At 69.5% G+C, this 22573-nt stretch carries 17 protein-coding genes; 9 read left to right on the top strand and 8 right to left on the bottom strand.

The annotated features are described in order from the left end of the window. The first annotated feature begins 4 nt into the window (after positions 1-4). The 3 genes from B7R22_RS05040 to B7R22_RS05050 all read left to right on the top strand — a co-directional run bounded on the left by B7R22_RS05040 (position 5) and on the right by B7R22_RS05050 (position 2653). On the top strand, positions 5-538 hold the full coding sequence (locus tag B7R22_RS05040; protein WP_116410708.1) for an isoprenylcysteine carboxyl methyltransferase family protein: 534 nt from the start codon (positions 5-7) through the stop codon (positions 536-538). A gap of 10 nt (positions 539-548) precedes the next feature. Continuing rightward, entirely contained in the window at positions 549-1643 is a 1095-nt protein-coding gene (locus B7R22_RS05045) for an NAD(P)/FAD-dependent oxidoreductase (RefSeq protein WP_116410709.1), read from the top strand. A gap of 77 nt (positions 1644-1720) precedes the next feature. Continuing rightward, positions 1721-2653, top strand: coding sequence for an oxygenase MpaB family protein (locus tag B7R22_RS05050; protein WP_367379175.1), 933 nt, complete (start codon positions 1721-1723; stop codon positions 2651-2653). A gap of 128 nt (positions 2654-2781) precedes the next feature. On the opposite strand, the gene B7R22_RS05055 is transcribed toward B7R22_RS05050, so the two are convergent. The 3 genes from B7R22_RS05055 to B7R22_RS19445 form a co-directional block, all read right to left on the bottom strand. After that, positions 2782-3018, bottom strand: coding sequence for a hypothetical protein (locus B7R22_RS05055; RefSeq protein WP_116410710.1), 237 nt, complete (start codon positions 3016-3018; stop codon positions 2782-2784). An 8-nt stretch (positions 3019-3026) separates the two neighbouring features. Next, a complete protein-coding gene (locus tag B7R22_RS05060; RefSeq protein ID WP_116282325.1) occupies positions 3027-4028 on the bottom strand; it encodes an aldo/keto reductase family protein in 1002 nt (333 codons plus the stop codon). A 94-nt stretch (positions 4029-4122) separates the two neighbouring features. After that, positions 4123-6975, bottom strand: a complete 2853-nt coding sequence (locus tag B7R22_RS19445) for a phosphatidylglycerol lysyltransferase domain-containing protein (protein WP_116410711.1) — start codon at positions 6973-6975, stop codon at positions 4123-4125. 156 nt (positions 6976-7131) lie between these two features. On the opposite strand from B7R22_RS19445, the gene B7R22_RS05070 reads away from it, so the two are divergent. The 4 genes from B7R22_RS05070 to B7R22_RS05090 all read left to right on the top strand — a co-directional run bounded on the left by B7R22_RS05070 (position 7132) and on the right by B7R22_RS05090 (position 11469). Then, entirely contained in the window at positions 7132-7401 is a 270-nt protein-coding gene (locus tag B7R22_RS05070) for a hypothetical protein (RefSeq protein ID WP_116410712.1), read from the top strand. A 93-nt stretch (positions 7402-7494) separates the two neighbouring features. After that, the gene (locus B7R22_RS05075; RefSeq protein ID WP_116410713.1) at positions 7495-9132 is read left to right on the top strand and encodes an ABC-F family ATP-binding cassette domain-containing protein; all 1638 of its coding nucleotides are present in this window, start codon (positions 7495-7497) and stop codon (positions 9130-9132) included. Next, positions 9129-9890 (top strand): DUF1697 domain-containing protein, encoded by a 762-nt coding sequence (locus B7R22_RS19105; RefSeq protein WP_172582216.1) that lies wholly within the window; start codon positions 9129-9131, stop codon positions 9888-9890. The genes B7R22_RS05075 and B7R22_RS19105 overlap by 4 nt, the downstream gene beginning before the upstream one ends. A 316-nt stretch (positions 9891-10206) precedes the next feature. Beyond that, a complete protein-coding gene (locus B7R22_RS05090) occupies positions 10207-11469 on the top strand; it encodes a DNA polymerase IV (protein ID WP_116410714.1) in 1263 nt (420 codons plus the stop codon). Between the two features lie 149 nt (positions 11470-11618). Here B7R22_RS05090 and treZ read toward each other — a convergent pair whose 3' ends face one another. The 5 genes from treZ to B7R22_RS05115 all read right to left on the bottom strand — a co-directional run bounded on the left by treZ (position 11619) and on the right by B7R22_RS05115 (position 19845). After that, complete coding sequence (treZ, locus tag B7R22_RS05095) at positions 11619-13700, bottom strand: malto-oligosyltrehalose trehalohydrolase (RefSeq protein ID WP_437184135.1); 2082 nt, start codon at positions 13698-13700, stop codon at positions 11619-11621. Positions 13701-13712: 12 nt separating this feature from the next. Next, the gene (gene treY, locus B7R22_RS05100; RefSeq protein WP_116410715.1) at positions 13713-16124 is read right to left on the bottom strand and encodes a malto-oligosyltrehalose synthase; all 2412 of its coding nucleotides are present in this window, start codon (positions 16122-16124) and stop codon (positions 13713-13715) included. 67 nt (positions 16125-16191) lie between these two features. Continuing rightward, the gene (gene glgX, locus B7R22_RS05105; protein ID WP_116410716.1) at positions 16192-18396 is read right to left on the bottom strand and encodes a glycogen debranching protein GlgX; all 2205 of its coding nucleotides are present in this window, start codon (positions 18394-18396) and stop codon (positions 16192-16194) included. Between the two features lie 65 nt (positions 18397-18461). After that, positions 18462-19385 (bottom strand): LLM class F420-dependent oxidoreductase, encoded by a 924-nt coding sequence (locus tag B7R22_RS05110; protein WP_116410717.1) that lies wholly within the window; start codon positions 19383-19385, stop codon positions 18462-18464. Positions 19386-19455: 70 nt separating this feature from the next. Next, entirely contained in the window at positions 19456-19845 is a 390-nt protein-coding gene (locus B7R22_RS05115) for a DUF3592 domain-containing protein (RefSeq protein WP_116410718.1), read from the bottom strand. A 237-nt stretch (positions 19846-20082) separates the two neighbouring features. On the opposite strand from B7R22_RS05115, the gene B7R22_RS05120 reads away from it, so the two are divergent. Together B7R22_RS05120 and B7R22_RS05125 are read left to right on the top strand one after the other, a co-directional pair. Then, on the top strand, positions 20083-20727 hold the full coding sequence (locus tag B7R22_RS05120) for an ECF transporter S component (protein ID WP_116410719.1): 645 nt from the start codon (positions 20083-20085) through the stop codon (positions 20725-20727). A gap of 151 nt (positions 20728-20878) precedes the next feature. Further along, the gene (locus B7R22_RS05125; RefSeq protein ID WP_116410720.1) at positions 20879-22501 is read left to right on the top strand and encodes an ABC transporter ATP-binding protein; all 1623 of its coding nucleotides are present in this window, start codon (positions 20879-20881) and stop codon (positions 22499-22501) included. Positions 22502-22573: the final 72 nt, after the last annotated feature.

The following is a 22573-nucleotide window of genomic DNA, read 5'->3' on the forward strand; positions in this document are numbered from 1 at the left end:
TCTGATGCTGTTCTACGCCGCTCTGATCCTCGCCACCGGGGTCGAGCGTCTGGTGGAACTCCGGGTCTCCACCAGGAATGCCGGTTGGGCGTTCGCCCGCGGCGGGGTGGAGTTCGGGCGCAACCACTTCCCCTTCATGGTGAGCCTGCACACGGGCATGCTGCTGGCGTGCCTGCTCGAAGTGTTCCTGCTGCAGCGTGTCTTCCTGCCGTGGCTCGGCTGGCCGATGCTGGTCGCAGCTCTCGCCTGCCAGGCGCTTCGGTGGTGGTGCATCGGCACCCTCGGGCCGCGCTGGAACACGCGCGTGATCATCGTTCCCGGGCTTCCCCTGGTGAACAGGGGGCCCTACCGCGTGCTGAAACATCCGAACTATGTCGCTGTCATCGCCGAGGGCGTCGCCCTGCCGCTGGTGTACTCCGCGTGGATCACCGCACTGGTGTTCACCGTCGTGAACCTCGTTCTGCTGCTGCGCTTCCGCATCCCCGTCGAGGAGAAGGCCCTCGAGTTCGGGCTGGCCCAGACCGTGCGGAACGTCTGAGCGGTCTGGCATGGAGAATCCGGATGTGCTCGTGGTCGGCGGCGGACCTGTCGGCCTGGCTACCGCGATCGGCGCCCGGCGCACAGGGCTCCGGGCGCTCGTCGTGGAACCGCGCCCCGGACCGATCGACAAGGCGTGCGGCGAGGGGCTGATGCCGGGAGCGCTCGCCGAACTTGACCGGCTCGGGGTGCGCCCGCACGGGCATCCGATCGCCGGCATCAGCTACCACGACGGTTCGCACGAAGCCGAGCACCGGTTCCGCGGGTCGCCCGGGCTGGGTGTGCGCCGCACCGAGCTCTCCCGTGCGCTGCACGAGCGGGCGGCTGAGTCGGGTGTCGGCGTTGGCGCGGGCAGGGTCGTGGGTGTGACGCAGGATGCCCGGGGGGTGGATGCGGCGCTGGCCGACGGTTCGAGCATCCGGTGCCGGTGGCTGGTCGGATGCGACGGCCTGCACTCCGGCGTGCGGCGCCTCGCCGGGCTCGAAGCGGCCGCCCCGCGAGGAGGCGCGGCGAGACGCTACGGTCTCCGCCGGCACTTCCGCCGGGCGCCGTGGAGTGATGTCGTCGAGGTGTTCTGGAGCGGCAGCGCGGAGATCTATGTGACCCCGGTCGACGACGAACTGGTCGGCGTCGCGATGCTCGGGCCACGCGGCTTGGTGTTCGCCGATGAGATCGCGCGGATCCCGCTACTTGCCGAATTCCTGCGCGGCGCCGAACCCGCCGGCCCCCTCTCTGGCGCGGGGCCGCTCCGCCAGCGCGTCAGGGCGCACGCCTCGGGCCGCGTGCTGCTCGTCGGCGATGCATCCGGCTACCTCGACGCGCTCACGGGTGAGGGCATGCGGATCGGTTTCGCGCAGGCCGCCGCCGCCGTCCGGGCCATCGCCGGCACCGTCGACACGCCGCTCGCCGAGTTGTCGGGGTGGAATGCGGGGGTGCGCGCGGCGGCATCGTACGAGCGGGAGTGGCATCGAGCATCCGGTGCCGCCAACAGGTTCACCGCGGGGCTGCTGCTCGCCTCGCAGTCGCCGGTTCGCCGGATGATCGTTCCGACCGCCGAGCGGATGCCCGGGCTGTTCTCGGCGGCGGTCGAGGTCATCGCGCGCTGAAACCGGCGACCCCGAGACTGCTGGGAGTCGTTCGTCAAGGGTCCCTCGCACTTCTGGGGCCGGGAGACACTGGAGAGGTGAACATCTTTCCCCAGGCCATGCGCGATCGGCTGCGTTCGACCTTCACCAATCAGCCCGAGGGTCAGCCCGACTGGGTGCTCGCACTCGAACAGGGTGACGACGCAGGCTTCTTCGCGCCCGACTCGGCAACATGGGCGGTGCACGGCCGGACCGCTACGATCGTCGCCGGTGTGCGGGCCCTGCTGATGCAGGCGCTCCACCCGGGAGCGATGGCCGGGGTGCACGACTGGTCGCGCTACAAGGAGGATCCGCTGGGACGGCTGGCCGGCACGATCCGCTGGATCTTCACCGTCAGCTACGCCGACACCGCCACGGCCGTCTCGACGTCGAACTGGGTGCTCAGACTCCACGAGAAGGTGCACGGCACCTACCTCGATGCGAACGGTGTGGAGAAGCCGTATTCGGCGAACGATCCGGAACTGCTGTCGTGGGTGCACCTGGCGTTCACCGATTCGTTCCTGGCGACGGCGAAGCTCTGGAGCACTCCGATCCCGGGTGGCCCCGATGCGTATGTGCGTGAGTGGGCGAAGGCGGGGGAGTTGATGGGCGTGCCGAATCCGCCCCGGTCGGAGGCTGAGCTCGCCGCGCAGCTGCGGGCGTTCCACGACGCCGGAGTGCTGAAGAGCGACGAACGCGCTGCCGAGGCGCTGAGGTTCATCCGGCGCCCGCCGCTCGGCAAGGGGATGATGCCCGGCTATGCGGTGCTGTTCAACGGTGCCGTCTCGTCGATTCCGCCGATCTACCGCGACATGCTCAGGCTTCAGCCGGCGCGCCTCGGGCCGCTGCGTCTGCCCGCCCGCCGGTCGACGGCGGTGGTGCTCGGCATCATCGGGAACATGCTCGGGCACGACGAGCCGAGCGCCACGCAGGCTCGCAAGCGCCTCGCCCGCCTCGCCTCCGCCGAGCGCTCCAGCCGCGCGGGCGCGTAGCCGCGTTCCGCCCCCGCCGCCCAGGCGCTGTGCTTCCGTTCCGCCGCACGGTGTCGCTTCCGCGCATGCGCGCGCAGGCGCGGAAGCGACAAACAGTGGCAGTACCGGATGACGAGTCGGGTGCGGGGCTAGCGGAACCGCATGGTGGGCGGCAGGGGCTTCGGGGGCTCCGAGAGCTTGCGGATGCGCCGCCGCTCGAGCCGCGCCGAGACCACCATGACCGCGGCGAAGACGATTCCGGCGAGCATCACGATCAGGAGCGGCGTGCCGTAGGCGCCGTGGGTGACCGCACTCGCGACGGCCGCCGCAACCGTGATGAACGACCCGAGGAGGCCGAGGAGCGAGAAACGTGTGGCGCGATCCATCCGGAGTCCTAACCGACCCGCGAGGCGGGCGACACCGTGAGCGCGGGGTCCCGCGTGACGAGGTCGCCGAGCGCCTCGTCGATTGCCGTGAGCTGGCCGGCCTCGAGCTTCACTCCGGACGCGGCGACGTTCGACGCGATCTGTTCGGGTTTGGATGCCCCGATGATCGCCGAGGCGACGTTGGGGTTCTGCAGCACCCAGGCCACGGCGAGCTGCGCCATGGTGAGCCCGGCTTCATCGGCGATCGGCTGCAGCTTCTGCACCCGGGTGAGGGTGTCGTCGTCGAGCCAGCGCGTCATGAAGTTCGCGCCGCCCTTCGTGTCGGTCGCGCGCGAGCCCTCCGGCACAGGGGCTCCGGGCTTGTACTTACCGCTGAGAGCGCCGCCGGCGACGGGCGACCAGACGATCTGCGAGAGACCGGCCTCGACAGACGCGGGCACCACCTCGGCCTCGATCACACGCCAGAGCATCGAGTACTGCGGCTGGTTCGACACGAGCTGGAAGCCGAGCCGGTGGGCGAGGGTCGACGCCTCGCGGATCTGCGCCGCCGTCCATTCGCTCACCCCGATGTAGAGCGCCTTGCCCTGGCGCACGATGTCGGCGAAAGCCGTCATCGTCTCCTCGAGCGGCGTCTCGTAGTCGTAGCGGTGCGCCTGGTACAGGTCGACGTAGTCGGTGCGGAGGCGCGTCAGCGAGCCCTCGATCGACTCCATGATGTGCTTCCGGCTGAGACCGGTGTCGTTCGGGCCGGAACCGGTCGGGAAGTACACCTTCGTGAAGATCTCGATGGACGAGCGGCGTTCGTTCTTCAGCGCCTTGCCGAGCACCTTCTCCGCAGCGGTCGCGGCGTACGCGTCGGCGGTGTCGAACGTCGTGATGCCGTTCTCGAGGGCGGCGGCCACGCTCGCGCGCGCCACCTCGTTCTCGACCTGCGAACCGTGCGTGAGCCAGTTGCCGTAGGTGATCTCCGAGATCTTGAGCCCGCTGTTGCCGAGGTACCTGAATTCCATGTTCTCAGGGTAGCTTCTCCGGGTGGGCGGATGCCCGGCGGGGCCTCAGCCGGTGGACTGCGGATGCCCGGCGAACCCGTACCCCGGGCATCGGTCAGCGCTGCAGCCCCATCTTGGCAATGCCGAGCAGCGACTCGTGCGGCAGGAAGGCCCGCGTGAGCCCGAGCGCGATCTTCGGCAGGTCGCCCTCATCCCGGTACAGCAGGCTCATGCGTTCGTAGCGCGGGTTGAACTTCGTCTTGAAGTTGTGCAGCGACTGGAATCCGTAGAGCGGTTCGAGCACCTTGCCGAGCGAGTCGAGCACCGCGTCGATCCCGCTCGCCTCGTACCCCGCAGCGTGCGCGAGCGGTGCGCCCGAGAGGGAGACGAAGAGCGCGCCCTCGGCCTGGAAGTGCAGGCACGACGAAGCGATCAGGTACTCCATGACGGGCCGGAAGGCGCCGTCGTCGCGGCGGCGCATCAGGTCGAGCGTCCAGCCACGCACGGTGTCGTCGGCACCGAACACGGGCAGCCAGCTCAGCACGCCCTGAACGGTGCCCGATTCATCCAGAGCCAGCGCGGTCTTCACGTGCGGGTCGAGCGCCTCGTCGACACCGCCGAGCGTGAAGCCCATCTCGGGCAGGGCCTTGTCGCCGACCCACTCCTCGGAGATGGCGCGCACCTGCGACACGATCTCCCACGGCTCGTCGGCCAGCACGGTCATCCGAAAGCTCACCTTCTCGCGATCCGCACGATTGAGGGCCGATCGGATGACCTGCCACTTCTTCCCCGTCATCTCGAGGGTCGGCAGGTCGATGATCGTGTCTTCGGCGACCTGCAGGTGCGTCCAGCCCTCGGGGGCGACGGCGAGGGTGGCATCGGAGACCGAGAACAGGGCGGGCGCGAGACCGATCCGCTCGCATTCGGCCACCCATTCGGCGATCGTCGCGCCGAGCTTGTCGGCCGGGCCGATCGGGTCGCCGAGGGCGAGCGCGACGCCTGAGCGACGCTGGTACGCGACGAAGCTCTCGCCGTCGGCGGTGACGAAGTACTGGTTCTCGTCCCACATCGTCATCCAGGAGAGGGTGCCGCCGCCGTCGTTGGTGAGGATGGCGAGAGGGGTCTTGCGGGCATCCGTCGTCTGCCGGACGACACGACGCGATCGCCGCCACGGCACGCGGTAGGAGCCACGGCCGAGCCACAGTATGACCAGCAGCGCGATCCAGAGGGAGGAGTTCGTCATCGTGACGAACAGGTCCGGCGGGAAGTCGCGCGCGACGATCGCGTAGGCGGCGAGACCCAGGAATTCGAGCACGTTGAACACCCCGAGGCCCACTCCGATCAGCCAGGGCAGACGGTGCCCCAGGCGCACGCCGTTCGCGATGAGGGCGATGACAACGACGTCGATCGCCACGTCGACCCAGGTGCTCGCCCCCGCCAGGGCGCTGGTGGTGGCGTCGTCCGCGGGGAGCAGTGTGCCGACGGCCTCGACGACGGCGAGGATGACCAGGCTGGCGAAGGCCAGGATCCGCCATTCGCGGCTGCTCGGCCGGCCGAGGCGGCTTCCGCGCGGCTGCAGGAACGGCACGATGAGCATCACGACGATCACTCCGAAGAAGTGTTGGATGTCGGACTGCGTGCCGATGTAGATGAGCGACACGGTCACGAAGGCGAAGAGCGCGAAGCGTGCCCGGAGTCGCCAGGGTGCCCGGAGCGTCACGAGCACCGCGGCGAGGCAGGCGAACATGCCGCCGGAGGGCCCGACGTCGTGCTGCAACGACAGTCTGCTGGCCCATTCGCTGTCGAACGACTGGGCGGCGAGCAGAAAGAACACGGTTCCGGTCACGGCCACGATCTGGCCCCCGACGAAGATGCCGAACGTGCGGAACGTGCCGAAAGCGCGCTCGGCCCAGCCGACCCCCACGATCAGCCCGACCAGCAGAATCGCGTAGTGGATCGGCAGGCGTGCGAAGAACGTGCCGGTGATGACGGTCCACCAGTGGCCGTCGAGTGTTGCCGGCACCCCGTAGGCGATGGATGCGTACCAGGGCCGCTCGGTGATCGGATCCCAGAGGGCGCCGGTAGCGATGCCCGCCACGAGGAAGAGGCCGAGAAGCGCTGCGGTGAACGGGGTGCGCCTGATGGCGCGGCCGACGGGGGTGAAGACGGTGACGAGGGCGGCCCCGACTCCGGCGAGCCCGGCGACGCCTGGGCCCGCGGCGCTGCCGGGGGTGCCGGGCTTCAGGCCGGCCGAGGCGGCGAGGGGGCTGAGGCTGCCGTCGGTCTCGAAGAGGTCGCTCATCGTGAGGGTGGGGGTGGAGGCATCCGAAGTCTCGGACGACACGGGGGTGCCGCCTTCGGTCGCTGCCGCAGCTGCCCGGCGGCGCGACCGGTAGACCGCGACCGTGGCGAGCACCACGATGCCCACCACCACCGCGAGCAGTGCGAACCAGGTGAACTGGTGGATGAACTCCTCCGCAGCACGGCCGAGCAGGGTCACGACCAGCGTCACCGCTCCGCTCCAGACGATGGCTCCGAGCACATTGGCGACGAGGAAACGGCGGTACGGCATCCGGAGCGTGCCGGCCAGCGGCCCGACGATCACCCGCAGGAACGCGACGAACCGCCCGCCGAACACCGCGAGGGCGCCCCAGCGGTTCATCACGCCGATGGCGCGGTGGATGCGGTCGGGGCTGAATCGGTCGGGAAAACGCCTGGCCAGCACCGCCAACAGGCGCACCCCGAACCGGCGGCCGATGAAGTAGCCCGCCGTGTCACCCCCGACCGCGCCGACCGCGGCTGCGAGCCCGACCAGCCACGGGGACACACTGCCGCCGAGCGACACCAGGGTGCCTGCGACGAGGATGGTCTCCCCGGGCAGCGGCACGCCGAGGCTCTCCACCGCGACGAAGACGAGCACGACGAGCAGAACCGCGACGGGAGGGATGGTGCCGAGCCAATGATCCACGTGGAGCCCCCTTGATGCGACGGCGGGCGTGGGCGCCCCCCGTCTGATGGAACCCAGTTTAGGAGTCGCCGCGATGCCATCACCGTAGACCTGCGTCGGGTGGGCGGACGTTCACCCGAAGGGGGGCGGGCTCGGCAGGCGGAGTAGGCTCCGTGCATGAGCCAAGTTGATGTGGGAATCGTCTCGTACACGGTCTCGGCCGACTACTTCGCCGAAGTCGGGGCGGACTTCGACAGCGAGGCGGTCGACGATGCCGTGCTCGCCGAGTTGAACAGGCTGGTTCCGGCCGGCGTCGTCGTGCACCGGAACGGCCGTGCCTTCGCTGACGAGAACGTGGCCGAACAGGCCCGCCAGATCGACTGGGATGCCCTGCTGAAGCAGATCGATGTGAACCAGATCCTCGCCGATCACCCGCCCCGACGGTAGCTCCTCTCGTCCACAGGGCGTCTCTTCGCCCTCTCTGGGGGCCGGGGCTGTGGAGAGCCCGCCGACGGCGCCCGGCCCTGACAGACTGGACGCATGACAGCAACACTCGTCGCCAAGGGCCTCTCCGGCGGCCACGGCCACCGCACCCTCTTCTCCGGGCTCGACCTGACCGTCGCTCCCGGCGATGTCGTCGGTCTGACGGGGGCGAACGGTGCCGGCAAGACCACGTTGCTGCGCCTGCTCGCCGGAGTGGATGCTCCACTCGCCGGTGCCGTCTCCCTCGCTCCGGCGGACGCCTTCGTCGGCTGGCTGCCCCAGGAGCACGAGCGCATCCCGGGCGAGAGCATCACCGAATACATCGGCCGGCGCACCGGTTCGACCGCGGCGACACTCGAAATGGAGCGCACCTCGGAGATGCTCGGGTCGGGTGACGCCGCCGATGCCGACGCGTACTCCGTCGCGCTCGACCGGTGGCTGGCGAGCGGCGCCGCCGATCTGGATGACCGGATCCCCGCCACCCTGGCCGAACTCGGTCTCGGGCTCGACGTGACCCTGCCCATGACCGGTCTCTCGGGCGGGCAGGCCGCCCGGGTGGCGCTCGCCGCGCTGCTGCTCTCGCGTTTCGATCTCGTGCTGCTCGATGAGCCCACGAACGATCTCGACCTCGACGGGCTCGCCCGTCTCGAGAGCTTCGTGAAGGGGCTGCGCGGGGGAGTGGTGCTGGTCTCGCACGACCGCGAGTTCCTGGCGCGCTGCGTGACGACCGTCGTGGAGCTCGATCTGGCCCAGAACAGCATCTCCGTGTACAACGGCGGGTACGAGTCCTTCCTGGAGGAGCGCACGACGGCCCGTCGCCACGCCCGCGAGGAGTACGACGAATTCGCAGCCAAGAAGGCCGACCTCGTGGGTCGCGCCCGCACGCAGCGCGAATGGTCGTCTCAGGGTGTGCGGAACGCCATGAAGAAGTCGCCCGACAACGACAAGATCAGACGGAAGGCCGCCGCGGAGTCGAGCGAGAAGCAGGCGCAGAAGGTGCGTCAGATGGAGAGCCGCATCGCGCGTCTCGACGAGGTCGACGAACCGCGCAAGGAATGGCAGCTGCAGTTCACCATCGGGCAGGCGCCGCGCTCGAGCGCCGTCGTGTCGACGCTCAGCGCTGCCGTCGCCTCGCAGGGATCGTTCACGCTCGGCCCCGTCTCGCTGCAGGTCGACGGCGGCGATCGGATCGGCATCACGGGCCCGAACGGTGCCGGAAAGTCGACGCTGCTACGCCTGCTGCTCGGCACCCAGGCGCCGTCGTCGGGATCGGCATCGCTCGGCCGGAGCGTCGCCGTCGGGGAGATCGACCAGGCCCGGGCGCAGTTGGCGGGTGCGACAGTGCTCTTCGAGGTGGTCAGCCAGGCCGTGCCCGACATGCCGCTCGCCGAGGTGCGCACCCTGCTCGCCAAGTTCGGGCTGAAGGCCGACCACGTCGACCGGCCCGTCGACTCCCTGTCGCCCGGTGAGCGCACCCGTGCGGCCCTGGCGCTGCTGCAGGCCCGCGGGGTCAACCTGCTGGTTCTGGATGAGCCCACGAACCACCTCGACCTGCCGGCCATCGAGCAACTCGAGCAGGCACTCGACGCCTACGAGGGAACGCTTCTGCTCGTCACCCACGACCGCCGCATGCTCGAGACGGTGACGCTGAACCGCCAGTTGCGTGTGGAAGCGGGGCAGGTGAGCGAGCTGTGAGCGCGTCCGGCCCTGCCGCTGCGGAAGCGGGCGTGGCTGCGGCCGATCCGCAGCACTACGTCGGGCTGGTGCGCGGTATCAACGTCGGTGGCAACAACCGCATCACGATGGCCGATTTCCGCGCAGTCTTCGAGGGTCTCGGTTACATGGAGGTCGCGACACTCCTGCAGAGCGGCAACGTGGTCTTCGCCGCGGCCCGCCCTCTCGTTCTGGCGGATGTCGCTGCCATCGAGGCCGCCTTCGCCGCCGCCGCAGGTTTTCGCGCGGGCTTCGTCGTGCTGTCGGCCGCGCATTTCCTCTCCGTGCTCGACGCGAACCCGCTCCTCGCCGTCGGCACAGACCTCTCGCGGCTCGTCGTCACGTTCCTGCCGCAGGCTCCGGATCCCGCCCCGGTGCCTCCCGCCCCGACGGCCGCTGCTGCCGCGCCGTCCGCCGCCGCACCGACCGGCCCCCCGGCCCAGGATGCTGCCCAGCCGGTCGCCGCAGCCACCCCCGCCCTGCCAGCCACCGCAGCTGCGGCGCCGGTGGCAGTTTCCCCGCCGGTCGTGGGCACCGCGATCGAGCTCCCCGACCCGGCATCCATCCTCCCCGAGGTCTTTGCCGCGGGCCCCCATGCGGTCTACTCCTGGCATCCCGACGGCATCTCGAACAGCCGTGTGCCCGCCACCTTCTGGAAGCGGCTCGGCCCCGTCTACACCGCCCGCAACGTCAACACCGCGAACAAGCTCGCGGCCCTCCTCCGCGCCCGCGCCACCTGACCTCCCCCTCCCCTCCCCGCGCGAATTCGCCTCGCCTACCCGCCCTGCGCACCCGCTTCGTCGGATTCCGCCACCACCTGTCGCTTCCGCGGCTGCGCGCGCATGCGCTGAAGCAACAAACAGGGGCGGATGTGGGAGGGAAGGCTCGGTGGGGGCGGGTGTCGGGGGTGGCGCTTAGGCTGGTGGGGTGAGCGAAGCGAAGCGGGCGGCGGGGTGGGAGTCCCGGCCGATTCCGTCGCGCACGCCGATTCCTGAGCGCACACCCACCCCGGGCAGCTCGAAGGCGCCGGGCGAGGACCGCGCAGCATCCGGAGCCATGCCGAGCGCGGGGGAGCACATCTTCGGGGGCGGCCCCGACGACGGCACGTCGACAATGCTGCACATCGACATGGATGCGTTCTTCGCCTCGGTGGAGCTCCTCGAGCATCCGGAACTCCGCGGCCTGCCCGTGATCATCGGCGGTGCGGGCGGTCGGGGCGTCGTGACCAGTGCCACCTACGAGGCGCGGCGGTTCGGGGTGCACTCCGCCATGCCCACGGCCCGTGCCCTGCAGCTCTGCCCGAAGGCCATCGTGCTGCCGAGCCACCACGAGAAGTACCGGCACTATTCGGCACAGGTGATGAACGTCTTCCGCGACGTCACGCCGCTCGTCGAACCGCTGAGCATCGACGAAGCGTTTCTCGACGTGGCGGGCGCCCGACGCCTGCTCGGGTCGCCGTCTGCGATCGGTGCCGCCGTGCGGGAGCGCGTCTACGCCGAGACGGGGCTCACCTGCTCCGTCGGTGCCGCGTCGACGAAGTTCATCGCCAAGATGGCGTCGGGCAGGGCGAAGCCCGACGGGATGCTCGTGGTGCCCGCAGCGCAGTCGCTCGCGTTTTTGCATCCGTTGCCTGTCGGCGCCCTGTGGGGTGTCGGCGCGAGCACGGCCGAGGCGCTCACCCGGCTCGGAATCCGCACGGTCGGCGACCTCGCCGTCACCCCGCTGCAGACGCTCGTCTCGCGGGTCGGTGAGGCGTCAGGCCATAAGCTCCACAGTCTGGCGAACGGTCACGATCGGCGCTCGGTGGTGACCGAACGGGTGGAGAAGAGCATCGGCCACGAGATGACGTTCGAGTTCGACCTGTCGGATCCGCGCCAGCTCCGCCTCGAACTGCTGCGCCTCTCCGACCAGGTCGCGGTGCGGCTCAGGCGCGCCGGCCTCGCGGCGAAGACCGTGGCACTGAAGGTGCGGTTCAGCGATTTCTCGACGATCTCGCGCTCCCGCACGCTCACCGAGCCGACCGATCTCGCCCAGACCATCTCCGACGCGGCGCGCGACCTCTTCGACCATGTCGGACTCGACCAGCGCGTGCGCCTGATCGGCGTGCGGGCCGAGAACCTCGTCGAGGCGCACGAGACCGTGCACCAGCCCTCGCTCTGGGAGGACGAGTCGGCGGCCCCGTCGAGCTGGCGCGACGCGGAGGTCACGGTCGACCGTGTCGCCGCGAAGTTCGGCCGCGACATCCTGAAGCGCGCCTCACTCGTCGAGCCGGGCCCCCGCGAGCGCCGCCGCCCCGACCGCCCCGCTCCGCCCGCCTAGCCCCCCTCCACCCCTATCCGATCCGACCCGATCCGCGGCCCAAGGGTCGCATATCGTCATACGAATTCCCGCTTGGCGCGCTATGGGTCCCTTCGGGACGGCTGGGCGGGAGGGCTGGGCGGGAGGGTGGGGTGGCCGGGTGGGTGGGGTCAGGGGCGGCGGTAGACGGTTGCCGAGTGGGCGGGGAGGGTACCGAGCGGCGGGCGGGTGGATGTCGCGGGGCGGGCGTCTGCGAGCACGTCCGCGGTCGCGAGCAGCAGTTCTCCCGCGGCAGCGCCGGCGTCGATCGTCGCCGCGTCGACGGGGGCGTCCGCGAAGTTGATCAGGATGCTGATGTCACCACGGCGGAGTTCGAACCAGCGCGCTGCCTCGTCGAATCGTACCGACACCTGCGTGAAGCGGGGGTCGGTGAACTCGGGGGCCTCCCGGCGGAGCACCGCCAGTTCGCGGTACAGGCGCAGGAGCTTCGTGTGCCGCGTCTCGCCCGAGCCCGAGCCCGAGCCCGAGCTCGCACCCGCGCCACCCTCCGCCTCGCGCCAGTCGAGCTTCGAGTTCTCGAACGTCGACAACTCCTGCGGGTCGGGCACCGACGCCTCGTCCCAGCCCATCTTCGCGAACTCCGCGATCCGCCCCTTGGCGGTCGCCTCGCCGAGCTCTGGTTCCGGATGCGACGTGAAGAACTGCCACGGAGTCGAGGCCGCCCACTCCTCACCCATGAACAGCATCGGGGTGAACGGCCCGAGCAGCGTCAGCACCGCGGCGATCGCGAGCTGGCCATCCGTCAGCGAGGCGGTGAGCCGGTCGCCGGTCGCCCGGTTTCCGATCTGGTCGTGGTTCTGGTTCGCCACCACGAGTCGCCACGAAGAGGTGTGGTCGGTGTCGATCGGCTTGCCGTGGTTCTTCTCGCGGAACGACGAGTACGTTCCGTTGTGGAAGAACCCCTCGGTCAGCACCTTGCCGAGCGCCGCGAGCGAATCGAAGTCCTCGTAGTAGCCGGTCGTCTCGCGGGTGAGCGCAACATGCACCGCGTGGTGGAAGTCGTCGCTCCACTGCCCGGTCAGCCCGTACCCGGCGCTCTCCCGCGGGGTGAACATCACGGGGTCGTTCAGGTCGCTCTCGGCGATGAGGGTGAGGGGCCTGCCGAGGAACGACGAGAGGGCATCCACCTCGGTCGACAGCTCGGCGAGCAGGTGCGGGTCGGATGAGTCGTGCAGGGCGTGCACGGCATCGAGCCGCAGCCCGTCGACGTGGTAGTCGTTCAGCCACATCAGCGCGTTGTCGATGATGTAGCGGCGCACCTCGGCGGAGTCCGGTCCGTCGAGGTTGATCGCCGAGCCCCAGGTGTTCGCGGCGGCATCGTTCAGGTAGGGACCGTACAGCGGCAGATAGTTGCCGCTCGGCCCGAGGTGGTTGTAGACGACGTCCTGGATGACGCCGAGACCTGCCGAATGGCAGGCATCCACGAATCGCTGGTATCCCTCCGGCCCGCCGTAGAGCTCGTGCACGGCGAACCAGAGCACACCGTCGTAGCCCCAGTTGTGCGTGCCGTTGAACGCATTCACGGGAAGCAGCTCGACGAAGTCGACCCCGATCGACACGAGGTGGTCGAGCTTCTCGATCGCTGCATCCAGGGTTCCCGACGGCGTGAAGGTGCCGAGGTGCAGCTCATAGATCTCGCCACCCGCGAGCTGTCGGCCCTTCCAGGCCTGGTCGTGCCAGGTGAACGTGGTGGGGTCGTAGCTGCGCGAGAGCCCGTGCACGCCAGCGGGCTGGCGCCGGGAACGCGGATCGGGCAGCACCTGCTCATCTCCGACGCTCGGCGCCACCGCGTCGTACACGGGGCCGGGACCACCCGCGTCGGCGTAGGAGTCGCCGTCATCGTCTGGAGCATTGTCGGAGTCGGCCGGAACCACGACGTAGCCGTAGTCGGCCTCGATGAAGCCGTCGAGTCCGGGCGCCGTCCACCAGCCGTCGCCACGCGGCTCCATCGGAACGGAGCGGAGCGACCCATCGGAGCCAGAGCCGGCGCCGGCACCCGCGGCGCCAGCATCAGCGCCAGCACCCGCAGCACCCGCACCCGCAGCATCCACGTCCGTCGTGGCCGGGTCGGCGCTCGCCGCCGCTGTGGCCGCCGCCAGGTCGACCGCCTCGTCCGAAGCCGCCACCTCCCGCAACCGCAACGTCACCGCTGACGCCCGCGGCGCCCACACATCGAACTGTTTAATCGTCATCTCGTGTCGCTCCTACGCTTCGGGTGCCGGCACGAGCAACGCAACCGGGTATTCATCGAGCAGCTCTGACAGCATCACGCGCGAGCCGTCGAACGACCGCCCGGTGATCACATCCACGACGCGCTCGGAGTCGAGGTCGAGGCACGTGTCGCCCCAGCCTCCGGCGGCAGCGAGGCCGACCGGCAGTCGAGTCGCGACGGTGACGGCTGAGTCCCGGTCGAAAGCGATGACATGAACCGAAGCCGACCCGGAAGCCGCGAGGGGACGATAGCCCTGGAAGAACCCCGGCCGATCCCGCTTCAGCCGGAGCGCCCGCGAGGTGACGAGCAGTTTCGCCGCACCCGTCGCATCGATCGCGGGTCGGAACCCGCCGTCGAGGGACGCCAGCAGAGTCCGCCGCTTCGCATAGTCGACGGGTCGCCGGTTGTCGGGATCGACCAGCGACGTCTCCCAGAGCTCGCTGCCCTGGTACACGTCGGGCGAGCCGGGGGCGGTGAGCTGCAGCAACTTCAGCGAGAGCGAGTTCGACCAGCCGGGCTGCTCCACCTTCGCGATGAAGGCCGACAGCACGCCAGCGACGGGAGGGTTGTCGAACACACTGTCGATGAGCGCGTGCATCTTCTCTTCGAAAGCGTCGTTCACGTCGAGCCAGCCGGTCGAGTCGCCAGCCTCGCGCGACGCCTTCTCGGCATAGGCGTGCAGGCGCTCCCGTGAGGCCGGCCACGCACCGACGATCGCCTGCCAGAGCAGGTTCTCGAGCTGCGCGTCGCCGAGCGGTGCGAGCGTGCGCAGCTGCTGCAGAGTGGATGCCCATTCCGCTGGCAGCTCGGAGATCACACTGATGCGCGCCCGGGTGTCCTCACCGCGCTTGGTGTCGTGTGTCGACAGGGTGGTCATGGCGTTCGGGTAGCCCCGCAGGCGTGTCACCTGCCGTTTGTGGAACTCGGCCACATCGACCGCGAACTCACCCGGATCGGCCCCGACCTCGTTCAGCGACGTGAGCCGGTTGTAGCGGTAGAACGCCGTGTCCTCGACACCCTTCGCCATCACCATCCCGGAGGTCTGCTGGAAGCGCTTCGCGGCCTCATTCGAGGCATCCGAGAGCGCCGGAAGGATCGCCTCGATCGTGGCAGCGAGCTCGGGCCGGTGCGACACGGCGAGGGCCGCGGCGGCTTCGAGCTGGTCGAGGCCGAGCGGCAGGTAGGAACGGTACACCGGGAAGCAGGTGAGCAGCTCGGCGATCGCGTCGGCGACGGAATCGTCGTGGGCGTCGATTCCGGATGCGCCCGGCCCCGAGGCGCCGGGCCCTGCCGCGCCGCCCGCGAGGGCACCCGCATCGCCGTCGAGCGCCCCGCTCGCCACGAGGTCGCGCTGGATGCGCAGCACCTCCGAGCGGAGGATGCCGTCGGCGATGCCCCGCTTGGTGGTGTGGATGAGCGACTCGAACGACGACGGAACGGGCCGGTCATCCGTGGCCGAAGCCTCATCGAGAGCATCCAGAGCCGCCTGCCCGGCCGGGTCGACGAGCACCCGGTCGAAGTCGGCCAGCGCGTCGTACCCGGTCGTGCCCGCCGTGGCCCACGACGACGGCAGCTGCTCGCGCCCCTCGAGGATCTTCTCGACGAGCACATAGCCGTGCGACGTGAGCGTCGCGAGCCGTTCGAGGTAGCCCTCCGGATCCCGCACGCCGTCGGGGTGGTCGACGCGGAGCCCGTCGGCGAGCCCCTCGCGGAACCAGCGCGCGATCTCGACGTGCGAGTCGTCAAACACGACGTGCTCCTCGACCCGGATGCCCGCCAGCGAGTTCACGGCGAAGAAGCGTCGGTAGTTGAGCTTGTCGTCGGCGCGCCGCCAGTCCATCAGCTCATAGTTCTGGCGGGCGAGAACCTCCGTGGGGGTGCCCGCCGTGGCGGTGCCCGGAGCGATCGGGTACGCGTTGTCGTAGTAGTGCAGCTCGTCGCCGACGATCTCGAGGCCCTCGATCTCCTCACCCGCGACCGGTGCCGAGCCGAGCACGGGGATCCGCACCTTGCCGCCGCCGAACGACCAGTCGACGTCGAAGTACGACGCGAAGGCCGACGAACGACCGTGTTTCAGCAGATCCCACCACCATGCGCTGATCGTCGGCGTCGCGACCCCCACATGGTTGGGCACAATGTCGATGAGCACACCGAGCCCCAGAGCGCGTGCGGCTGCCACCGCGGCATCCAGACCCGCGGCGCCGCCCCGGTCGGGGTCCACCAGCGAATGGTCGACCACGTCGTAGCCGTGATCGCTCCCCTTCTCCGCCTTCAGGAGCGGGGAGAAATAGAGCCAGTCGGCTCCCAGATCGTGGATGTAGTCCGCCGTGGCCGCCGCGTCGTCCAGAGTGAACGACGGGGTGATCTGCAGGCGGTAGGTCGACTTGGGGGCAGGGACAGGCATGGGACTCGTCTCGTGGAGGCCCCGCGGGGAACCCGGCGAACCGGGCACCCGCGGGGTGATGGAGGGGCTAGCCGGCCGACGGCCGGGTGGCTGGGATGATCGTCTGGATCGCACCCGTCATGCTGCTGAGGGAGGCAGCCACGGAGTGATCGGGGTCGGTGGTCTCGCGGCGATGGGCGCGGAGCACCATCATCGACTTGGGCCAGACGGTGAGCACGTCGCCGGGCCGGGAGGGCGCCTCGTCTGTGGCCTGGCCCGCGGTGTCGATCACGACGTCCCACGCGGAACCGTACTCGGCCGCGGGTAGCGTGAACGCGACATCCGAGTCATCGGCGTTGAAATAGACGAGGAAGTTGACGTCGACCACCCGCTCACCGCGGTAGTCGCGGCCGCGGATGCCCTGCCCGTTGAGGAACACGCCGAGCGAACGGTGTAGCGGCGCATCCCACTCCTCCGGCTCCATCTCGAGCGCGTCGGGGTTCAGCCACACGATGTCGGGCAGCGGCTCGCCGCGCCCCCGCCTGACCGGCCGGCCGTCGAAGAAGCGCGAACGCCGGAACGTCGGGTGCTCCTTGCGGAGCCGCATCAGCGCGGCGGTGAACTCGGTGAGGGGTTCGTCGGCGCGCTTCCAGTGCACCCACGAGATCTCGTTGTCCTGCGCGTAGGTGTTGTTGTTGCCGTTCTGGGTGCGGCCGAGTTCATCGCCGTGCAGCAGCATCGGCACGCCCTGGCTGAGCAGGAGAGTAGCAAGGAAGTTGCGCTGCTGGCGCGCGCGCAGGCTCCGGATGGCCGTGTCGTCTGTGGGGCCCTCTGCGCCGCTGTTCCAGCTGCGGTTCGACGACTCCCCGTCGTTGCCGTTCTCGCCGTTGGCATCGTTGTGCTTCTCGTTGTACGACACGAGGTCGGCCAGCGTGAAACCGTCGTGGGCGGTGACGAAGTTGATCGAGGCGACGGGCCGGCGACCCGAGTGCTCGTACAGGTCGGCTGAGCCGGTGAAGCGCGAGGCGAACTCACCGAGCGTCGACGGCTCTCCGCGCCAGAAGTCGCGCACCGTGTCGCGGTACTTGCCGTTCCACTCCGACCACTGGGGCGGGAAGTTGCCCACCTGGTAGCCGCCGGGGCCGACGTCCCAGGGCTCGGCGATCAGTTTCACCTGCGATACCACCGGATCCTGCTGCACGAGCTCGAAGAAGCTCGACAGGCGGTCGACGTCGTAGAACTCGCGGGCCAGGGTCGACGCGAGGTCGAAACGGAAGCCGTCGACATGCATCTCAGTCACCCAGTAGCGGAGCGAATCCATGATGAGCTGCAGGGAGTGCGGATGCCGCACGTTCAGGGTGTTGCCGGTGCCGGTGTAGTCCATGTAGTACCGCTTGTCATCGTCCATGACCCGGTAGTACGCCTCGTTGTCGATGCCCCGGAAGGAGATCGTCGGGCCCAGATGGTTGCCCTCGGCGGTGTGGTTGTACACGACATCCAGAATCACTTCGATGTTCGCCGCGTGCAAGGCCTTGACCATGCCCTTGAACTCCTGCACCTGCTGGCCGCGCTCGCCGGCCGAGGAATAGGAGCTGTGCGGGGCGAAGAACCCGATCGTGTTGTAGCCCCAGTAGTTCGAGAGGCCCTTGTCGAGCAGCGTCGAATCCTGCACGAACTGGTGCACGGGCATGAGCTCGAGCGAGGTGATGCCGAGCTTCTGCAGGTGCTCGATGGTCGCCGGATGCGCGATGCCTGCGTAGGTGCCGCGCTGGTCCTTCGGGATCTCGTGGTTGAGCTCAGTGAGCCCCTTCACGTGCGCCTCGTAGATGATCGTGTCCTGGTAGGGCACCTTCAGCACGCGGTCGCCCGACCAGTCGAAGAACGGGTTGATCACGACGCCGAACATCATGTGCTTGGCCGAATCGAGGTCGTTCTCGCTGTCGGGGTCACCGAAGTTGTACGAGAAGAGGGACTGGTCCCAGTCGATGGTGCCGCTCGTCGCCTTGGCGTACGGGTCGAGCAGGAGCTTGTTGGGGTTGAACCGCTGTCCGTTCGCCGGGTCGTAGGGCCCGTGCACGCGGTAGCCGTACCGCTGGCCCGGCTGCACCTGGGGGAGGTAGCAGTGCCAGACGAAGGCATCGACTTCGTGCAGCAGCACGCGGGTCTCCGCTCCCTTCTCACCGAACAGGCAGAGCTCGACTTTCTCGGCACCCTCACTGAAGAGGGCGAAGTTGGTGCCGCTGCCGTCGAAGGTCGCCCCCAACGGATACGCGGATCCAGGCCAACTGTCCACAGGAAACTCCTCAAAGATCGCACGGTCTTACGGCGCCCCGGGTGGGCGCTCGTCAGAGACCGGTCCTACTGTACGTGCGGCGTGATCTCGGCCGCGATGAATTCGAGCTGCTCCAGATCGTGCAGGTCGTTCACCTGGAGGTAGAGACGTTCTGCGCCCAACTGGGCGAGGCTGTTGATGCGGTCGACGGCTTCGGATGCCGTACCGGCGATGCCCGAGGCCCGCAGTTCTTCGGGGTCGCGGCCGATCGCTGTCGCGCGCTTGCGAAATTCCGCTTCGTCGGCACCCACCGCCACCACGAGGGCGGAGGAGTAGACCATGCTCGCCGGGTCGCGGTCGATCGCCTCGCAGGCGCTCCGCACCCGGTCGAACTGCGGGCCGACCTCGTCGAAGCCGGCGAAGGGCGTGTTGAACTCGGTGGCGAAGCGGGCGGCGATGGCCGGGGTGCGACGGGGGCCGTTGCCGCCGACGATAACCGGCATCGGGCTCTGCACGGGCTTCGGCAGGGCAGGGGAGTCGACGAGGCGGTAGTGCTCGCCCTCGAACGAGTACTTCTCGCCCACCGGGGTGCGATAGAGGCCTTCGATGATCTCGAGCTGCTCCTCGAGCATCCCGAACCGCTTCGCCGGAAAAGGGATGCCGTATGCCAGGTGCTCGGCCTCGAACCAGCCGGTGCCGAGGCCGAGTTCTGCTCGGCCTCCTGACATCTGGTCGACCTGGGCGACCTGGATCGCGAGGATGCCCGGGTGCCGGTAGGTGACGCTCGAGACGAGGGTGCCCAGCTTGATGCGGCTGGTCTCCCTGGCGAGGCCGGCAAGGGTGGTCCAGGCGTCACTCGGGCCGGGGAGGCCGTCGCTGTCGCCCATCGCCAGGTAGTGGTCGGAGCGGAAGAACGCGTCGAAGCCCAGCCGCTCGGTCGCCTGAGCAACGGCGAGAAGGTCGTCATAGCTGGCGCCCTGCTGTGGCTCTGTGAAGATTCGCAACTGCATGGCCCCAGTTTTTCACACTTCTCGGTGCGAGCCGGGCGATCACCCCTCAGGGCCATGTCGCTGTCTGCGGCTACGCTGCCTGGCGGATGCGCACCCGGTGCCACCGTTCGGGGGCGGTTCCGAAGCCGACACGGATGCGGTCCTCCTTCAGCGGATGCGCTCCGTCATAGAGAACGGTCACCCCGCCGCCGGCGCCCGAGAGCTTGAACGTGGCGGCGCCGGAACGCGGAACGAGGCTGCGGGCCGCGCCATCCGCCGACGTGAACGAGATGATCGTGACGGTCGACGTCAGCCGCGAGATCAGCCCGGCCGACATCGGAGGCGCGACCGTGACCGCCTGGCCCGGCGCGCGGGTGCCCTTCCGCAGCAGCCACGTCTCGGTCATGTGCCGGTGCGCGCGCACGGCGAGGAACAACCCTGCGATCACGATCAGCACGGCAAGAACGATGAGTACCTGCATGGAACCTCACACTATGGGATACTTGCCGTAACACGGGAGTCCGGTGAGCCGGGCTGAGAGGAAGGTTCTCAACCTTCGACCGTCGAACCTGATCTGGATCATGCCAGCGCAGGGAGGACAATCTCTCGAGCCGTCGTTGTGCTGACTGAAACAGGCGTCCTGCCCGTGGGAGTTTCCGCTCGCGGCGTCTCACAACCCGTGCCCTACACAATTCGTATCGACGAAAGGGCACGACAAGTGCACGCGACAACCTCAACCCTCAAGACCTCCTCTTCTTCCCCAGCGTCTCCGGCCGGGGGTGGGCGCTTCCGCTGGCGGGTGGTCGACATCATCGTCGCCAGCGTCGTCGGTGTGGCCGCCGGCCTCATCTTCTGGGCGTGGGGGCTCGCCTACAACCCCGTGACCACTCCGTTGAGCGCGGCGCTGCCGGGGCTCCAGGGGCTGTTCAATGGCGGCTGGCTGTTCGCCGGCGTGCTCGGGGGGTTGATCATCCGGAAGCCCGGCGCTGCTCTCTACACCGAGCTCGTCGCCGCCATCGTGTCTGCTCTGATCGGAACGCAGTGGGGCATCACGACGCTCGTCTCTGGGGCGATCCAGGGAATCGGCGCGGAGATCGTCTTCGCGCTGTTCCTGTACTCGAGCTACCGCATCTGGGTGGCGCTGCTCGCGGGAGTGGGAGCGGGCATCGCGCTCTCGATCACCGACCTCACGCTGTCGTACCCGGGGTCGGACACCCCGTTCATCCTGATCTATTCGGCGACGTCGATCGTGTCGGGCATCGTTCTCGCGGGGCTGCTGTCGTGGCTGGCGATGCGCGGCATCGCGGCGACCGGAGCGCTGAACCGATTCGCGGCCGGACGCGAGTCTCGGGCGCTGGTCTGAGCGCCGCACCCCGCGTGTCGCGTGCGCCCGCGCTCCGCGCGTCGCGCGCCCGTCGGTTTTCTCGCGAGAACGACACATCCGGCCGAGAGCGACAGGTAGACGTGTCGGTCTCGGTGCGAGGTGGCGTTCTCGCGAGCAAACGGGCAGGCACGTGAGCGGCGGCGCGTCGCGGCGCGCGGGCGGTGCGACGGTGTCGGCGCGGGGATGGGGGTGGCGACACGCCGGGCGGCGGGCCTGGGCCGTCGACGGGCTCGACCTCGAGATCGCGGCGGGGGAGCGGGTGCTGCTGCTCGGTGCCTCCGGGGCCGGCAAGTCGACGCTCATCAGCGCCCTCGCGGGGGTGCTCGGCGCCGCCGACGAGGGAGAGGAACGCGGGTCGCTGCTCGTCGGCGGCACGCGGCCCCAGGATGCCCGAGGCCGCGTCGGGCTGCTGCTCCAGGACCCGGACTCCCAGGTGTTGCTCGCGCGGGTCGGCGACGATGTCGCCTTCGGCTGCGAGAACCTCGGCGTGCCACGGGAGGAGATCTGGCGGCGGGTCGGTTCCGCGCTCGACGCCGTCGGGCTCCACCTTCCCCTCTCCCACCCCTCCTCGTCACTCTCGGGTGGACAGAAGCAGCGGCTGGCGCTCGCCGGGGTGCTCGCGATGCAGCCCGGGCTCCTGCTGCTCGACGAACCCACGGCGAATCTCGACCCGGCCGGCGTCGAGGAAGTGCGGGATGCCGTTGCCCGCGTGCTCGCGCACTCGGAGGCGACGTTCGTGGTCATCGAACACCGCGTCGCGGTCTGGCGGCACGTGGTGAACCGCGTGGTCGTGCTCGCGTCCGGCGGCGGCGTGCTGGCCGACGGCCCGCCCGATGAGGTACTCGCCGCGCGTGGTGCGGAGCTCGCGGCATCCGGAGTCTGGGTGCCCGGCTTCCCGCCCGCCCGCCCGCCACGTGCCGCCCGCGCTGCCCGCCCGCCACGCACCACCCGCATCGCGACGGGCGCGGCAGACCGAACGGGCGGCCCTGCTCGAAACCTCGCCGCTATCTGCGACGGTCTGGCGGAGGGCCGCCGATTCGACGATCCCGATCCCGATGGTGTCGACGCGCCACTGCTTCGCGCACGCGACCTCGCCGTTACGCGGGTGAAGGGCGGCCCACCCGTCGCGACCGGCCTCAAGCTCGACATCGATCCCGGATTCGCGACAGTCGTCACCGGACCGAACGGCGCCGGCAAATCGACGCTCGCCCTCACTCTCGCAGGCCTCATCCCACCCGCCGGCGGTGACCTCGTCGCGAGCGACGACTTTGCAGCAGGAGCTGGACCCGAACCCATCCGCTGGAGGTCGCGCGAGCTCCTCACCCGCATCGGAACGGTCTTCCAGGATCCCGAGCACCAGTTCCTCGCCAGCACCCTCCGCAAAGAGCTCGCCGTCGGCCCCGCCGCCCTCAGGCTCCCGCAGCGCGAGATCGTCGAACGGGTCGACGAACTCCTTGCCCGCCTCCGCCTCACAGCGCTCGCGGAGGCCAACCCGTTCACTCTCTCGGGCGGCGAGAAGCGCCGCCTCTCCGTCGCCACCGCCCTCGCCACCCGCCCCGCACTCCTCGTGCTCGACGAACCCACCTTCGGCCAGGATTCCCGCACCTGGGCCGAACTCGTCGCCCTCCTCGCCGAACTGCTCGACTCCGGAACCGCCCTCGTCGCCGTCACGCACGACGCCGACTTCGTCGACGCGCTGGCCGACCGCGAGTTCCGGATGCCCGGGGCTCCGGTTCCGGGTGGTGCATCGTGAACGCCCGAGAGTTCCGGATGCCCGGCCCAGCTGGCCCCGCCTCGGCGACCTGCACGGCACGGCGCACCGCAG

Source organism: Subtercola boreus (genome assembly GCF_003399635.1).
GTDB classification, from domain to species: Bacteria; Actinomycetota; Actinomycetes; order Actinomycetales; family Microbacteriaceae; genus Subtercola; species Subtercola boreus_B.

What these genes read in the sequence shown, in the direction of transcription:
- B7R22_RS05040 (WP_116410708.1), top strand. Translation starts at nt 5, where the DNA reads ATGCTGTTCTACGCCGCTCTGATCCTCGCCACCGGGGTCGAGCGTCTG.
- B7R22_RS05115 (WP_116410718.1), bottom strand. Translation starts at nt 19,845, where the DNA reads ATGCAGGTACTCATCGTTCTTGCCGTGCTGATCGTGATCGCAGGGTTG.
- B7R22_RS05070 (WP_116410712.1), top strand. Translation starts at nt 7,132, where the DNA reads ATGAGCCAAGTTGATGTGGGAATCGTCTCGTACACGGTCTCGGCCGAC.
- B7R22_RS05055 (WP_116410710.1), bottom strand. Translation starts at nt 3,018, where the DNA reads ATGGATCGCGCCACACGTTTCTCGCTCCTCGGCCTCCTCGGGTCGTTC.
- B7R22_RS05045 (WP_116410709.1), top strand. Translation starts at nt 549, where the DNA reads ATGGAGAATCCGGATGTGCTCGTGGTCGGCGGCGGACCTGTCGGCCTG.
- B7R22_RS05060 (WP_116282325.1), bottom strand. Translation starts at nt 4,028, where the DNA reads ATGGAATTCAGGTACCTCGGCAACAGCGGGCTCAAGATCTCGGAGATC.
- B7R22_RS05090 (WP_116410714.1), top strand. Translation starts at nt 10,207, where the DNA reads ATGCCGAGCGCGGGGGAGCACATCTTCGGGGGCGGCCCCGACGACGGC.
- treY (WP_116410715.1), bottom strand. Translation starts at nt 16,124, where the DNA reads ATGCCTGTCCCTGCCCCCAAGTCGACCTACCGCCTGCAGATCACCCCG.
- treZ (WP_437184135.1), bottom strand. Translation starts at nt 13,700, where the DNA reads ATGACGATTAAACAGTTCGATGTGTGGGCGCCGCGGGCGTCAGCGGTG.
- B7R22_RS05110 (WP_116410717.1), bottom strand. Translation starts at nt 19,385, where the DNA reads ATGCAGTTGCGAATCTTCACAGAGCCACAGCAGGGCGCCAGCTATGAC.
- B7R22_RS05075 (WP_116410713.1), top strand. Translation starts at nt 7,495, where the DNA reads ATGACAGCAACACTCGTCGCCAAGGGCCTCTCCGGCGGCCACGGCCAC.